11 protein-coding genes are annotated in these 14,392 nt (G+C 60.6%); 1 reads left to right on the top strand and 10 read right to left on the bottom strand.

The features are described 5' to 3' along the window. The first annotated feature begins 2 nt into the window (after nt 1-2). Nucleotides 3-1,112, top strand: a complete 1,110-nt coding sequence (locus J2Y86_RS04960) for a PilT/PilU family type 4a pilus ATPase (protein WP_253428630.1) — start codon at nt 3-5, stop codon at nt 1,110-1,112. Between the two features lie 126 nt (nt 1,113-1,238). On the opposite strand, the gene J2Y86_RS04955 is transcribed toward J2Y86_RS04960, so the two are convergent. The 10 genes from J2Y86_RS04955 to J2Y86_RS04910 form a co-directional block, all read right to left on the bottom strand. After that, a complete protein-coding gene (locus tag J2Y86_RS04955; protein WP_253428629.1) occupies nt 1,239-3,194 on the bottom strand; it encodes an acetoacetate--CoA ligase in 1,956 nt (651 codons plus the stop codon). A 153-nt stretch (nt 3,195-3,347) separates the two neighbouring features. After that, nucleotides 3,348-4,121: a 3-hydroxybutyrate dehydrogenase gene (gene hbdH / locus J2Y86_RS04950; RefSeq protein ID WP_253428628.1), complete on the bottom strand. Its 774-nt coding sequence runs from the start codon at nt 4,119-4,121 to the stop codon at nt 3,348-3,350. Between the two features lie 7 nt (nt 4,122-4,128). Then, on the bottom strand, nt 4,129-5,520 hold the full coding sequence (locus J2Y86_RS04945; protein ID WP_253428627.1) for a GntP family permease: 1,392 nt from the start codon (nt 5,518-5,520) through the stop codon (nt 4,129-4,131). Between the two features lie 295 nt (nt 5,521-5,815). Beyond that, entirely contained in the window at nt 5,816-7,231 is a 1,416-nt protein-coding gene (locus tag J2Y86_RS04940) for a sigma-54 interaction domain-containing protein (RefSeq protein WP_253428626.1), read from the bottom strand. A gap of 141 nt (nt 7,232-7,372) precedes the next feature. Then, entirely contained in the window at nt 7,373-8,944 is a 1,572-nt protein-coding gene (locus J2Y86_RS04935) for an ABC transporter ATP-binding protein (protein WP_253428625.1), read from the bottom strand. Between the two features lie 26 nt (nt 8,945-8,970). Beyond that, a complete protein-coding gene (locus J2Y86_RS04930; protein WP_253428624.1) occupies nt 8,971-9,993 on the bottom strand; it encodes an ABC transporter permease in 1,023 nt (340 codons plus the stop codon). Next, nucleotides 9,993-11,054 (bottom strand): microcin C ABC transporter permease YejB, encoded by a 1,062-nt coding sequence (locus tag J2Y86_RS04925; RefSeq protein ID WP_253428623.1) that lies wholly within the window; start codon nt 11,052-11,054, stop codon nt 9,993-9,995. Before J2Y86_RS04925 ends, J2Y86_RS04930 begins: the two co-directional genes overlap by 1 nt. Then, complete coding sequence (locus J2Y86_RS04920; RefSeq protein ID WP_253428622.1) at nt 11,054-12,922, bottom strand: extracellular solute-binding protein; 1,869 nt, start codon at nt 12,920-12,922, stop codon at nt 11,054-11,056. The genes J2Y86_RS04925 and J2Y86_RS04920 overlap by 1 nt, the downstream gene beginning before the upstream one ends. Before the next feature lie 136 nt (nt 12,923-13,058). Beyond that, nucleotides 13,059-13,340 carry a peptidylprolyl isomerase gene (locus J2Y86_RS04915; RefSeq protein ID WP_253428621.1) on the bottom strand — a complete coding sequence of 94 codons (282 nt, stop codon included), beginning with the start codon at nt 13,338-13,340 and terminating at the stop codon, nt 13,059-13,061. A gap of 85 nt (nt 13,341-13,425) precedes the next feature. Continuing rightward, on the bottom strand, nt 13,426-14,307 hold the full coding sequence (locus J2Y86_RS04910) for an esterase/lipase family protein (RefSeq protein WP_253428620.1): 882 nt from the start codon (nt 14,305-14,307) through the stop codon (nt 13,426-13,428). Between the last annotated feature and the right edge of the window lie 85 nt (nt 14,308-14,392).

The following is a 14,392-nucleotide window of genomic DNA, read 5'->3' as shown; positions in this document are numbered from 1 at the left end:
CCATGGAAATCGATGGGCTTCTAAAAATTCTGGCCAGCCAGGAGGGTTCCGATCTGTACCTGTCCACTGGCGCGCCTCCCTGCGCACGGTTTGACGGTGTGCTCAAGTCGCTGACCGACCAGCCGTTCAAACCAGGGGAAATCACGGCGATTGCCTCGTCCATCATGGACGCCGAGCAACGGCTGGAGTTCGATCGGGAACTGGAGATGAACCTGGCGATCTCGTTGACGGGTGTCGGGCGTTTTCGGGTCAATATTTTCAAACAGCGCAACGATGTGTCGATCGTGGTGCGTAACGTCAAACTCGACATTCCGCGTTTCGAAGACCTGCGGTTGCCCGCGGTGCTGCTGGAAACGGTCATGCTCAAACAAGGGCTGATGCTGTTCGTCGGCGCGACCGATTCGGGCAAGTCTACCTCACTGGCGGCGTTGATCGATTATCGAAACCGTCACAGCAGCGGCCACATCATCACCATCGAGGACCCGGTCGAATACATTCATCGGCACAAGAAATCGATCATCAATCAGCGCGAGGTCGGCGTGGACACCCGCAGTTTCCATGCGGCGTTGAAGAACACCCTGCGCCAGGCGCCGGACGTGGTGCTGATCGGCGAGATCCGCGACCGTGAAACCATGGAGCATGCGCTGGGGTTTGCCGATACCGGGCATCTGGTGATTTCCACTTTGCATGCCCACAACGCCCATCAGGCGCTGGACCGCATCATCAACTTCTTCCCGGAAGAACGACGCACGCAGTTGCTGCATGACCTGGGCAACAACCTGAAGGCGTTCGTTTCCCAACGGCTTGTGCGTACCCGCGATGGGCAGCGGAGGGCGGCGGTGGAGGTGATGCTCGGTTCGCCGACCATTGGTGACTTGATCCGGCACAACGAATTCGATGAGCTCAAAGGGATCATGGAGAAGTCCCCCGAACTGGGCATGCAGACGTTCGATGGCGCACTGTTCGCATTGGTTGAAGAAGGTGCGATCGATGAGGAGGAAGCGCTGAAGCACGCGGACTCGGTGAACAATCTGCGCCTGCGGCTGAAGCTGCATGCCGAAACATCACCGGGACCCCATGCGCCACCCGGCGAATGGGGATTGATGGACTGACCCAAATCCCCTGTGGGAGCGGGCTTGCTCGCGAAGACCTTGAGCGCAACGCGTTAGATCAGCAAGTACGCGTTATCGTTAACGTCTTTCGCGAGCAAGCTCGCTCCTACAGTGCAATCTGCGTGATCAATCGTTGAGCTCGGGGCGATTGCGGAACTGTTCCAGCGCCTCCGGATTGGCCAGCGCATCGGTGTTTTTCACCACCTCGCCATGCACCACATTCCGCACCGCCAGCTCGACCACTTTGCCGCTGATGGTCCGTGGAATGTCCGTCACCGCGACGATTTTCGCCGGCACATGCCGTGGCGTGGTGTTGGCGCGAATGACCTGGCGAATCTGCTGTTGCAGCGCCTCGTCGAGTTCGACGCCATCGCGCAAGCGCACGAACAACACCACCCGCACGTCATCCTGCCATTGCTGACCGATGGCCACGCTGTCGATCACCTGCGGGACTTTTTCCACCTGACGGTAGATTTCCGCGGTGCCGATGCGCACGCCGCCGGGGTTGAGCACGGCGTCCGAGCGGCCGTGAATCATCATTGCGCCGTGAGCCAGCTGTTCGGCGTAATCGCCCTGGGCCCAGACGCCGGGGAACTGGCTGAAGTAGGACGCGCGCAGCTTTTCGCCGGTCGGGTCGTTCCACAGGCCGATGGGCATTGCCGGGAAGTGCCGGGTGCAGACCAGCTCGCCTTTTTTGCCAACCACCGTCGTGCCGGCGTCGTTCCAGACTTCGACGGCCATGCCCAGGCTCTTGCCCTGGATCTCGCCGCGACGCACCGGCAGCCACGGATTGCCGTTGACGAAGCAGGAAACGATGTCGGTGCCGCCGGACATCGACGCCAGGCACAGGTCAGCCTTGAAGTCGCGGTAAACGTAGTCGTAACTTTGCGGCGACAGCGCAGAACCGGTGCACAGCAGGGTTTTCAGGCTGCCAAGATCATGACTTTTCCGAGGCGTCACGCCCGTGCTTTCCAGTGTCGCGAGGTATTTGGGGCTGGTGCCGAACACGCTGATGCGTTCGTCGTCGATCAGGTCGATCAAGCGTTCGGGGCCGGGATGAAACGGCGAGCCGTCGTACAGGACCACGGCACTGTCCACGGCCAGGGCCGAGACCAGCCAGTTCCACATCATCCAGCCGCACGTCGTGTAATAGAACAAACGGTCGCCGGGACCGAGATCACAATGCAGGCCGTGTTCCTTGACGTGTTGCAGCAGCACGCCGCCGGTACTGTGAATGATGCATTTGGGCACGCCGGTGGTGCCGCTGGAATAGAGGATGTACAGCGGGTGCGCGAAGGGCACGGCGACAAAATCCGGCTCGCCACCGGCTTCGTAGAATTCATCCCAGAGCGCCACGTCGGCACGGGTGCGGAAGTCTGCGATATGCGCCTGTGGACGTGCGTACGGCACAACGATCAACTGTTGCAACGACGGCAGGCGTTCGAGGATTTCGTTGACCTTGGCGCGCTGGTCGATGTCTTTGCCGGCATAACGGTAGCCGGCGCAGGTGATCAGCACTTTCGGTTCGATCTGGCCGAAGCGGTCGATCACGCCCTGGGTGCCGAAGTCCGGCGACGAACAGGACCAGATTGCCCCGAGGCTGGTGGTCGCGAGCATGGCCACCAGGGTTTGCCAGGTATTGGGCATGCACGCGGCGACGCGGTCGCCGAGGCCGACACCGGCGGCGATCAAACTGTTTTGAAAACCGGCGACATGCTCGGCCAGTTCGGCCCAGGTCAGCTGTTCGCGCTGTCCGTTTTCGCCGATGGCGATCACGGCCACGGCATCGTCGCGGCGACGCAGCAAGTGTTCGGCGAAGTTCAGGGTGGCGCCGGGAAACCATTGGGCGCTGGGCATGTGATCGCCTTCGATCAGCACGGCGTCGGGTTGGTCGTGGAAGCGGATATCAAAGAAATCGACGATGGCTTGCCAGAAATCGATGCGCTGATCGATGGACCATTGATGCAGATCGGCGTAGTCAGCGACGTCGAGGTGGTGACGCTGATTGATGAAGCGCCGAAAGGCCTCCATGCGGGTTTTGCCAATGCGCTCGGCGCCGGGTTGCCAGAGGATGTCGGACATGGTTTGCCTCTTCTTGTTGGCGAGTGCTACGCACTCGATCGCGGGCAAGTCACGCTCCCACAGGATTTGTGTCGAACCCAAATTCGACACCCGCCACAAACCTGTGGGAGCGTGGCTTGCCCGCGATGAACGATAACGCGGTCTAACAGTTGATCACTGCGCCAACCACCCACCATCAATATTCCACGCCGCGCCCCGCACCTGGCTGCCGGCCTCGCTGCACAGGAACAGCACCAGCTCACCCAGTTGCGGCGGTGTGACGAACTCCAGCGACGGCTGCTTCTCGGCCAGCAAATCATGCTGCGCCTGCTGCGGATCAGTCCCGGTCGCGATGCGGTCATCGATCTGCTTCTGCACCAGCGGCGTCAACACCCAGCCCGGGCAAATCGCATTGCAGGTGACATTGGTCGTGGCGGTTTCCAGGCCGACCACCTTGGTCAAGCCGATCACCCCGTGCTTGGCCGCGACGTAAGCGGCTTTGCCCACCGACCCGACCTGACCGTGCACCGAGGCGATGTTGATGATCCGTCCCCAGCCTTTCTGGCGCATGCCCGGCAGGCTCAAGCGGGTGCTATGGAACACCGACGACAGGTTGATCGCGATGATCGAGTCCCAACGCTCCACGGGAAAGTCTTCCACCGGAGCCACATGCTGGATGCCGGCGTTGTTGACCAGAATGTCCACGCCGCCGAACTCGCGTTCGGCGTATTCGATCATGTCGGCGATCTGCGCCGGGTCGCTGACATCGGCGGGGTGATGGCCGACCTTGCCGCCGAACTGTTCAACTTCGGCAATCACCTTGGAGGCATCGCCGAAACCGTTGAGGATCAGGTTGGCGCCGGCCTTGGCCAGGCTGAGCGCGATGCCCAGGCCGATGCCGCTGGTGGAACCGGTGACCAGTGCGGTCTTGCCCGAAAGAGTCGTCATGAATACCTCACACAATGCCAGTGGCGTAGAAAGTACCGATCACCACAAAGACCGCCAGGGTCTTGATCAGCGTAATACAGAAAATGTCTTTGTAGGCTTCGCGGTGGGTCAGGCCGGTGACGGCCAGCAGGGTGATGACCGCGCCGTTGTGCGGCAGGGTGTCCATGCCGCCGCTCGCCATCGCGGCGACCCGGTGCATCACTTCCAGGGGAATATTGGCGGCATGGGCTGCGGCGATGAAGTCATTGGCCATGGCTGCCAGCGCAATGCTCATGCCGCCCGACGCCGAACCGGTGATGCCGGCCAGCAGGGTGACGGTAACCGCTTCGTTGACCAGCGGATTGGGAATGCTCTTGAGCCAGTCGGCCAGGACCAGGAAGCCCGGCAAGGAAGCGATTACTGCACCAAAGCCGTATTCCGAGGCGGTGTTCATCGCCGCCAGCAACGATCCCCCGACCGCACTTCGACTGCCTTCGGCCAACTTGCCGCGAATGGCCTGGAAGCCGAACACCAGCACCATGATGATGCCGACCAGCAACGCCGCCTGAACCGCCCAGATCGCCGTGAGCTTGGCGATTTCAGTGGTCACCGGTGCAGCCATGCCCGGCAGCGCGAGGCTGTGGGTCTTGCCGTACCACTGGGGAATCCACTGGGTAAACAGCAGGTTCATGATGCCCACCGCCAGCAGTGGCGACAGTGCGATCCACGGATTGGGCAGCTTGATATCGGGAGCGGTTTCCGGCTCGTTGCGCAGTTCGGTGCCATAGCCTTCACCGGCAGCCTGAGCCTTGTTGCGCTGGCGCTGCAGAAACAGCATGCCGGCACAGACCACGAAGATCGAGCCGATCAAACCCAGCCACGGCGCCGCCCAGGCGGTGGTGTTGAAGAAGGTGCTGGGGATGATGTTCTGGATCTGCGGGGTGCCGGGCAGGGCGTCCATGGTGAACGAGAACGCACCGAGGGCGATGGTCGCCGGGATCAGGCGTTTAGGGATATTGCTCTGGCGGAACATTTCGGCAGCGAACGGGTAGACCGCAAACACCACCACGAACAGCGACACGCCGCCGTAAGTCAGCAGGGCGCAGACCAGCACGATCACCAGCATCGCCTGGCGGGTGCCGAGCAGGCGAATCGCCGCCGCGACAATGGAGCGCGAGAAACCCGACAACTCGATCAGCTTGCCGAACACCGCACCGAGCAGGAACACCGGGAAATACAGTTTGATGAAGCCGACCATCTTTTCCATGAACACCCCGGTGAAGGCGGGGGCGACAGCGGAGGGGTCGGTGAGCAGAACGGCGCCGAGGGCGGCAATCGGGGCGAAGAGGATAACGCTGTAGCCACGGTAGGCCGCGAGCATCAGCAGCGCGAGGGCTGCCAAGGCAATGATCACACTCATGGTGTGTCTCCTGGATTGTTATTTTTGTGTGGTGAAGCTGTGTGGGGAGGGGCTATAGCGAGTTTCGTGCCAGTCACGCAACATGTTGAAATATAAGTATATTTATTATTTTAATATCGAGATTTTTGATTGTCGTCTCTGTTTAGAGATTGTTGATGAGTTTGCGGACGCTTTCGCGGGCAAGCCTCGCTCCTACGGAATCATCATATAGGGTGATTTTTGTGGATGACCTCGACTGTAGGAGCGAGGCTTGCCCGCGAAGAGGCCATATCTACCAATAGAGATTAGCGTCTCTTTATTGAGACTCTACAATCCCCAACGCCACCATCTTCTTGTACAACGTCGACCGCCCAAGCCCCAACCTGGCCGCCGCTTCAATCACTTTCCCCCCGCATTGCGCCAGGGCGGATTCAATCAATTGCCGGTCAAACCGCTCCCGAGCCTCGCTGAAGGTCTCATGCACAACCGGTTCAATCATCAACGGCGCCGCGCGCTCTACCGGCGTAAACGTGCCGATCGCCGCGCGGATATCCTGCGCATTCAGCATCAGGTCGTCACTGAGTAACGCCGCCCGTTCCAGCACGTTGCGCAGTTCGCGAATATTTCCCGGCCAGGCGTGTTGTCCCAATAGCGCCAGCGCTTCACGGTTCAGTTCATGCTGGCTGCGCAGCTCCTCGAGAATCGCCTCACTGAGCGCCGGCAAATCATCGAGACGATCGCGCAACGGTGGCACCTGGATCGGCAGCACGTTGAGGCGGTAATACAGATCGGCACGAAACTCGCCGCGTTTGATCGCCGCTTCAAGGTCGGTCGAGGTCGCTGCGATCACCCGCACATCGCTCTGGATCACCTCATTGGAACCGACCGGTTCGAATTCTTTTTCCTGCAACACCCGCAGCAGTTTGCTTTGCAGGGGAAGCGGCATGTCGCCGATCTCATCGAGGAACAACGTGCCGCCCTGGGCGATCTGCAACTTGCCGGTTCGGCCCTTGCGGTCCGCTCCGGTGAACGCACCGGGGGCGGTGCCGAAGAATTCGGCTTCCAGCAGCGACTCGGGAATCGCTGCGCTGTTGATGCTGACGAAAGCTTTATGGGCACGCGGCGAGGCCCCGTGAATAGCCTGCGCCAACAGCTCTTTGCCGGTGCCGGTTTCGCCGAGCAGCAACACCGGCGAATCGGCGCTGGCACTGCGCCGGGCGCGGCGTTTGACTTCGAGGCTGGCCGCGCTGGTGCCGATGAAATGGGCGAAGTTGTACTTGGTCTGTCGTGCCCGCAGCAGCGAGCGCGTGGAGGCCAGTTCTTCCTGCATGCTCATGTAGCGCTTGAGCATCGGCGACAGGCTGCGCAACTCGTCGAACAGGGCAAAACCAATCGCACCGATCACCACGCCGGCATCGTCATGGATCGGCAGGCGCATGACCACCAGCGGTTCTTTCGGGGTGTCCTGCATGTCGAGCAGAATCGGCCGGCCGGTGCGCACCACCTCACGCAGCAGACTGCCGGGGATCACGCTTTCGCAGGCCTTGCCGATCGCCACTTCAGCCGATGCCAGACCGAAACGTCGGGCATAGCGTTCGTTCATCCAGACGATGTTGGCGTCACGATCGACGATCACCGTGCCTTCACTCGACTGCTCGATGATCTCGAACAGCGAACGGATCGCCAACAGGCGAACGCGCTGGTAGTCCTTGAGGCTTTCGGTGGTGTTCATGTGGGCTGATCCTGATTGTGTATTGCCTGTGCTGGCCTCTTCGCGGGCAAGCCTCGCTCCTACAGATGCAGGCTGATCTGTAGGAGCGAAGCTTGCTCGCGAAGGAGGCGACGCGGTCCAAAGGTTGGACACAAATTATGCCTACCGCGGATGCGCCGCCGCCAACAGCTCCTTGGTGTACGGATGCTGCGGTGACTCGAACACATCATGGCTGGCACCGCTTTCCACCACCTTGCCGTCCTTGATCACGATCATGTCATGGGCGAGGGCGCGGACCACCGCCAGGTCGTGGCTGATGAACAGGTACGTCAGGCCGTGTTTTTCCTGAAGCTGGCGAAGCAGGGCGACCACTTGTTTTTGCACCGTGCGGTCCAGCGCCGAGGTCGGTTCGTCGAGCAGGATCAGCGCCGGTTTCAGCACCAGCGCCCGGGCAATGGCGATGCGCTGGCGTTGACCGCCGGAGAATTCATGGGGGTAGCGATGACGGGTTTGCGGGTCGAGGCCGACTTCCTGCAATGCCCGAATCACCTCGGCCTTGCATTCGTCCGCCGTCAATTGGCTATGAACCTCAAGGCCTTCGCTGATGATCTGCGCCACGGACATCCGTGGGCTGAGGCTACCGAAAGGGTCCTGGAACACCACCTGCATTTTCTTGCGCCACGGCCGCAGCTGCTTTTGCGTCAAACCGTCCAGCGCTTCACCCTGAAAGCGAATACTGCCTTCGGATTCGAGCAGACGCAGGATCGCCTGGCCCAGTGTGGACTTGCCGGAACCCGATTCACCGACAATGCCCAGCGTCTTGCCGCGCTGGACGTTCAGGCTGATGCCATCCACTGCATGCAAATACGTTTTGCGCTGAAACAGTCCGCCACTGAGGGGGAAACGTACGGAAAGATTGTCCACTTCCAGGACCTTCTCGCGTTCGTCCCGGGCCAGGGCTTCGCCTTCCGGTTCGGCATTCAGCAACACGCAGCTGTACGGATGCTTCGGCTCGGTGAACAGCGTCTCGCACGGCGCCTGTTCGACGATTTCCCCAGCCTTCATCACGCACACGCGCTGGGCGATGCTGCGCACCAGGTTGAGGTCATGGCTGATCAACAGCAGCGACATGCCGAGTCGCTGTTGCAGGGATTTGAGCAGCAACAGAATTTTGCGCTGCACCGTCACGTCCAGCGCGGTGGTAGGTTCGTCGGCGATCAGCAACTCCGGTTCGCAGGCCAGGGCCATGGCGATCATCACCCGTTGCCGCTGGCCGCCGGACAGTTGATGCGGATATGCCTTGAGCCGTTCCTTGGGTTTCTGGATACCCACCAGGTGCAGCAATTCAAGAATCCGTGCCTGCGCCGGTTTGCCGGTCAAGCCTTTGTGCAACAGCAAGGTTTCGCCGATCTGTTTTTCAATGCTGTGCAGCGGGTTGAGCGAGGTCATCGGCTCCTGAAAGATCATCGCGATGCGATTGCCGCGCAACTCCCGCAGCACTTTTGAAGAGGCGCCCAGCAGTTCCTTGCCGCGATAGCGGATGCTGCCGGTGGATTCGGTGTCGGTCTCGGGCAACAGTTGCAGGATCGAGTGCGCGGTCACCGATTTGCCGGACCCCGACTCGCCAACCAGCGCCAGGCATTCACCGGGGCGGATATCCAGGCTCAGATTGCGCACCACGGTCTGGCCGCTGAAGGCCACGCTGAGGTTGCGGATTTCGATCAGGTTACTCATCTAAACGCTCGCTTCATGATCGTGAATCAGGATCGGGGATCAAAGGCATCTCGCAACGCCTCGCCGATAAACACCAGTAAAGAAAGAATCAGCGCCAGGGTGAAAAACGCCGTCAGCCCCAGCCACGGTGCTTGCAGATTCTGTTTGCCCTGACCGATCAGTTCGCCCAGTGACGCGCTGCCGGCCGGCATGCCGAAACCGAGGAAATCCAGGGCCGTGAGCGTTGAAATCGCCCCGGTCAGAATGAACGGCAGGTAACTCAGCGTCGCATTCATCGCGTTGGGCAGAATGTGCCGCACGATCACCTTGCGGTCGGTCAGGCCCAGTGCACGCGCGGCTTTGACGTATTCCAGGTTGCGTCCGCGCAGGAACTCGGCGCGCACCACGTCCACCAGCGCCAGCCAGGAAAACAACGCCATGATCCCCAGCAGCCACCAGAAGTTCGGCTCGACAAACCCCGACAGGATGATCAGCAGGTACAGCACCGGCAACCCCGACCAGACTTCCAGCAAACGCTGGCCGATCAGGTCGACCCAGCCGCCGTAGTAACCCTGCAACGCGCCGGCGGCGATGCCGATCAGCGCGCTGACAAAGGTCAGCATCAACGCAAACAGAATCGACACCCGCGCGCCGAAAATCACCCGCGCCAGCACGTCACGAGCCTGGTCGTCGGTACCCAGCCAATTGACGTTCGAGGGCGGACTCGGCGCCGGTTTGTTCAGGTCATAGTTGGGGGTGTCGTCGCTGAACGGGATTGGCGGAAACAACAGCCAGCCGCCATCCTTTTTGATCAGCTTCTGCACATAGTCGCTGCGGTAGTCAGCCTGGAACGGCAGTTGCCCGCCGAACTCCTGCTCGGTGTAGCGCTTGAAAACCGGGAAGTACAACGAACCCTGATAACTGACCACCAGCGGTTTGTCATTGGCGATCAGCTCGCCGCCCAGGCTCAACAGGAACAGGCCGATGAATAGCCACAGCGACCACCAGCCACGGCGGTTTTTCTTGAAACGTTCGAAACGGCGACGCGCCAACGGCGAAAGCTTGAACATCAGGCGTTCCTCGCGGCGAAGTCGATACGCGGGTCGACCAGGGTGTAGCAGAGGTCGCCGACCAGTTTTATCAGCAGGCCGAACAGCGTGAAGATGAACAGCGAACCGAACACCACCGGATAGTCCCGGGACACCGCGGCTTCGTAGCTCATGCGGCCCAGGCCATCGAGGGAAAAGATCACTTCGATCAGCAGCGAGCCGGCGAAAAACACACTGATGAACGCCTGGGGAATGCCCGACACCACCAACAGCATCGCGTTGCGGAACACGTGGCCATACAGCACGCGGCGCTCGCTCATGCCTTTGGCGCGGGCGGTGACCACGTATTGGCGGGTGATTTCATTGAGGAACGAGTTTTTGGTCAGGATGGTCAGGGTGGCGAAGCCGCCGATCACCAGTGACGTCACCGGCAACACAAGGTGCCAGAAATAGTCGGCGATCTTGCCCACGGTGGACAGCGATTCAAAGTTGTCCGAAACCAGGCCGCGCACCGGGAACCAGTTCAGCGACGTGCCGCCGGCAAACACCACGATCAGGAACATCGCGAACAGGAACGCCGGCATCGCATAGCCGATGATGATTGCGGTGCTGGTCCAGATATCGAAGTGGCTGCCGTGATGCACGGCTTTGCGGATGCCCAGCGGGATCGACACCAGATAGGTGATCAGCGTGGCCCAGAGCCCGAGGGAAATGGTCACCGGCATTTTTTCCAGGATCAGGTCGGTGACCGTGGCGCCGCGGAAAAAGCTTTTGCCGAAATCCAGTTGCGCATAGCTTTTGAGCATCAGCCACAGGCGTTCCGGCGCCGGTTTGTCGAAGCCGTACTGTTTTTCGATTTCCTTGATCAGTTGCGGATCGAGGCCACGGCTGGCCCGCGAACTGCCGCTCATGACTTCGCTGGAACCGCCGCCGACACTGGCGCCGCCGATGCCTTGCAGGTGCGCGATCGCCTGCTCCACCGGACCGCCCGGCGCAGCCTGAACGATGACGAAGTTGACCAGCAGAATGATCACCAGCGTCGGAATGATCAGCAGCAAACGCCGCAGAATATAAGCCCACATCAGTGCGGACCTCCGGGTTTGCCGCGCTTGATCAGCTCGGCGGTCATCTGCTGGTTGGTCAGCGGCGTGGTGCTCACTTCCCACCAACTCTCGATGGCTTCGTCATTGGCGGCTTGCACGCTGGGAATCCCGAAGCGGTTCCACCACACGGTCGAACTGCCCGGCGGATAGTAGTTGGGAATCCAGTAGTAGTTCCATTGCAGCACCCGGTCCAGGGCATGGGCATAGCGCAGCATGTCGGTCTGGGTGGTGGCGCGAACCAGGCCGTTGACCAACGTATCGACCGCCGGGTTTTTCAACACCATGTAATTGTTGGAGCCCGGATCGTTGGCCGCCGCGGAGCCAAAATAGTTGGTCAGTTCGTTGCCCGGCGAGGTGGTGACCGGGTAGCCGGTGACGATCATGTCGTAATCCCGGGACATCAGGCGATTGACGTACTGGGACGAGTCGATGCGGCGGATGTTCAGGTCGATGCCGATCTGCTTCAGCGTGCGCTTGTAGGGCAGCAGCAAACGGTCCATGCCGTTCTGGCTGACCAGGAAGGTAAAGCTCAGCGACTTGCCCTCGGCATTCACCAGTTGGTCGCCATCGGGTTTCCACCCGGCCTGTTCCAGCAAGTCCAGCGCTTGCAGTTGTTTGTCGCGGATCACGCCGCTGCCGTCGGTTTTCGGTGCCTCGAACACCTTGGTGAACACTTCGTCGGGAATCTGTCCGCGCAAGGGTTCAAGAATCGCCAGTTCGGCGGCATCCGGCAGGTTGCGGGCGGCAAGGTCGGTGTTGGAAAAGAAGCTCTGCTGGCGGATATAGAGGTCGCGCATCATCTGCCGGTTGCTCCATTCGAAATCCCAAAGCATCACCAGTGCCTGGCGTACGCGGCGATCCTGGAACAGCGGATTTTGCAGGTTGAACACGAAGCCTTGCGCCGATTGCGGCGCGTTTTGCGCCAGATGCGCCTTCTGCAGGCGACCGTCGCTGAGCGCCGGGCTGTCGTAACCAATGGAATAACCGGTGGCGGAGAATTCACGGTTGTAATCGTAGGCGCCGCCGCGCAACACCTGGCGCGCCACATCGGTATCGCCGAAGTACTCGATGCTGAAATGGTCGAAATTGTAGAGGCCGCGACTGACCGGCAGGTCCTTGCCCCACCAGTCCGGATTGCGCTCGAACGTGATGCTGCGTCCGGAGTCGACCTTGCTCACCTTGTACGGGCCGCTGCCCAATGGTGGCTCGTAACCGCCGCCGCTGGCGAAGTCGCGGGTTTTCCACCAGTGCTCGGGAAACACCGGCAAGGTCGCGATGTCGAGGGGCAGGGTGCGGTTTTCGTTGCTCTTGAAGTCGAAACGAACGGTGCGCGGCGATTCCACTTCGACGCCTTTGACGTCGGCGAACTGCGTGCGATAGCGCAGGCTGCCCTGGGTCATCAGCAGGTCGAAGGTGTAGCGCACGTCCTCGGCGGTGATCGGCTCGCCGTCGGCGAAACGAGCCTTGGGGTTGAGGTAGAAACGCAGGGACAACCCGTCATCCGAGCGCTCCATCTTCTGCGCCACCAGGCCATAAACGGTGTAAGGCTCGTCCAGCGACCGCTGGGCCAACGGCGAATAGATCAAACCGTCGATCTGCGTCACACCGATGCCTTTGTCTATATAGGGCAACACATGGTCGAAATGCCCGATCTCGATCGCCGAGCGCCGCATCGTGCCACCCTTCGGGGCTTGCGGATTGGTGTAGGCAAAATGACTGAAGCCGGCAGGATACTTCGCCGGTTCGCCGTAAACGGTCAGCGCGTGTTGGGGGGCGGCGTTCACACCGGCGGCGCCCAATAGCAGGGCCACGGCAGTGAACAACAAAGTAGGGAAAGCCAGTCGCATTGTCAGCCTTAGAGCCGGGTGGTCGATAACCGCAATTTGTACGCTAGCGGCGCGTCCCTCGCCAGTCGCAACATGCATCCGAAACACGACGGCCCACCAAAAGGCGGGCCGTTGTGGGGCATGCTTCGCGAAATGATCAGTCCTGACGGCTGGTCACTTCCAGCAGGTGGTAACCGAACTGGGTCTTGACCGGCCCTTGTACCACGTTGATCGGTGCGCTGAAGACCACGGTGTCGAATTCCTTGACCATCTGGCCTGGACCGAACGAACCCAGGTCACCGCCCTGACGGCTGGAAGGGCACGTGGAGTTGGCTTTGGCAATTTCGGCGAAATCGGCGCCAGCCTCGATTTGGGCTTTGAGTTCGTTGCACTTGTCTTCGCTGGCAACCAGGATATGACGGGCAGTGGCTTTAGGCATGGGAAAATACTCCTTTCAATGTTCAGTAAAGTGCGGAGCCTACCGGATTCAGTGGGCCATTTCTTCTCAAAGTTCCTTCGAATGCCTACAGGCCAGCCTTGCGCAGGCGTTCGGCGTGCTGCACATACAGATCAATCGGGTCGACGCCTTTGCGCACCCGACCGGCTGTCTGGTTGATGCTGTCCAGATGGTCCAGTGGATAGTCGGAGCGGATCACTTTACCCAGATGGGAACTGAAGCGTCCGACCATGCCGTCGTTCTGCTCGGCTTCGGTGGTGAAATAACGGGAAAAGGCCCGTGAGAACCCGTTCAGCGGATCGAGTGCATTGAGCCCTTCATCGACAACGGTCCCTTGCAACGTACCGCTCCAGGAATAATAGCGGACCCCGTTGACCAGCTCACGCCCCTTGCCGCCCCAGGTTTTTGGCAAGCCCTGGGGGTATTTCTCGTTAAACGCGTAGACACCTTCGGTGGTCAGCGCATTCAACGCCGCGATCGCGTTCTGCGACAAATACGGGTTGCCACTCAGCAGCGACAGGAAATCGGCGAACAAGGTGGCGACCGTTTCGGCGGCGCGTTCCGGGAGGCGTCCAGGCGTCAACGCCTTGCGCAGGAAGTCCGCCAGTTCCGAGCCGTGGTTCGGTCCGCTGACCGACGTCACCGACGCTACGACTTGCGGCGCTATCGCTGCGGCATAGCGTGCGGCCAGTGCCCCCTGGCTGTGCCCGATCAGATTGACCTTTTCAGCACCGGTACCTTCCAGCACCCGTTCGATCTGTGCCAGAAGCTGTTCACCGCGTGCTTCGTTGGTATGGGTAGCCGACAGGTGAGGTATGAACACCCTGGCGCCGTCGCTGCGCAGTGCTTGCTTGATGTCCTGGAAGAGTTCGACCGGGCCGATCCGGTCGAAACCGAACAGACCGTGAACCAGCAGGATGGGATAGAGAGTGCTTGCATTCCGTTGCATGTTCGTACCTTTTCGCGGGAGTTCGAGGATGTGCTCGGGCCTCACTCTAAAGCACTCGGGTGTGCTCGTGATGTCTGAAAAAGCC

This window comes from Pseudomonas migulae, assembly GCF_024169315.1.
GTDB classification, from domain to species: domain Bacteria; phylum Pseudomonadota; class Gammaproteobacteria; order Pseudomonadales; family Pseudomonadaceae; genus Aquipseudomonas; species Aquipseudomonas migulae_B.
This window is presented reverse-complemented; position numbering and strand designations above follow the sequence as displayed.

What these genes read in the sequence shown, in the direction of transcription:
- J2Y86_RS04945 (WP_253428627.1), bottom strand. Translation starts at nt 5,520, where the DNA reads ATGAGTGTGATCATTGCCTTGGCAGCCCTCGCGCTGCTGATGCTCGCG.
- J2Y86_RS04940 (WP_253428626.1), bottom strand. Translation starts at nt 7,231, where the DNA reads ATGAACACCACCGAAAGCCTCAAGGACTACCAGCGCGTTCGCCTGTTG.
- J2Y86_RS04930 (WP_253428624.1), bottom strand. Translation starts at nt 9,993, where the DNA reads ATGTTCAAGCTTTCGCCGTTGGCGCGTCGCCGTTTCGAACGTTTCAAG.
- J2Y86_RS04960 (WP_253428630.1), top strand. Translation starts at nt 3, where the DNA reads ATGGAAATCGATGGGCTTCTAAAAATTCTGGCCAGCCAGGAGGGTTCC.
- J2Y86_RS04935 (WP_253428625.1), bottom strand. Translation starts at nt 8,944, where the DNA reads ATGAGTAACCTGATCGAAATCCGCAACCTCAGCGTGGCCTTCAGCGGC.
- J2Y86_RS04920 (WP_253428622.1), bottom strand. Translation starts at nt 12,922, where the DNA reads ATGCGACTGGCTTTCCCTACTTTGTTGTTCACTGCCGTGGCCCTGCTA.
- J2Y86_RS04955 (WP_253428629.1), bottom strand. Translation starts at nt 3,194, where the DNA reads ATGTCCGACATCCTCTGGCAACCCGGCGCCGAGCGCATTGGCAAAACC.
- hbdH (WP_253428628.1), bottom strand. Translation starts at nt 4,121, where the DNA reads ATGACGACTCTTTCGGGCAAGACCGCACTGGTCACCGGTTCCACCAGC.
- J2Y86_RS04915 (WP_253428621.1), bottom strand. Translation starts at nt 13,340, where the DNA reads ATGCCTAAAGCCACTGCCCGTCATATCCTGGTTGCCAGCGAAGACAAG.
- J2Y86_RS04925 (WP_253428623.1), bottom strand. Translation starts at nt 11,054, where the DNA reads ATGTGGGCTTATATTCTGCGGCGTTTGCTGCTGATCATTCCGACGCTG.
- J2Y86_RS04910 (WP_253428620.1), bottom strand. Translation starts at nt 14,307, where the DNA reads ATGCAACGGAATGCAAGCACTCTCTATCCCATCCTGCTGGTTCACGGT.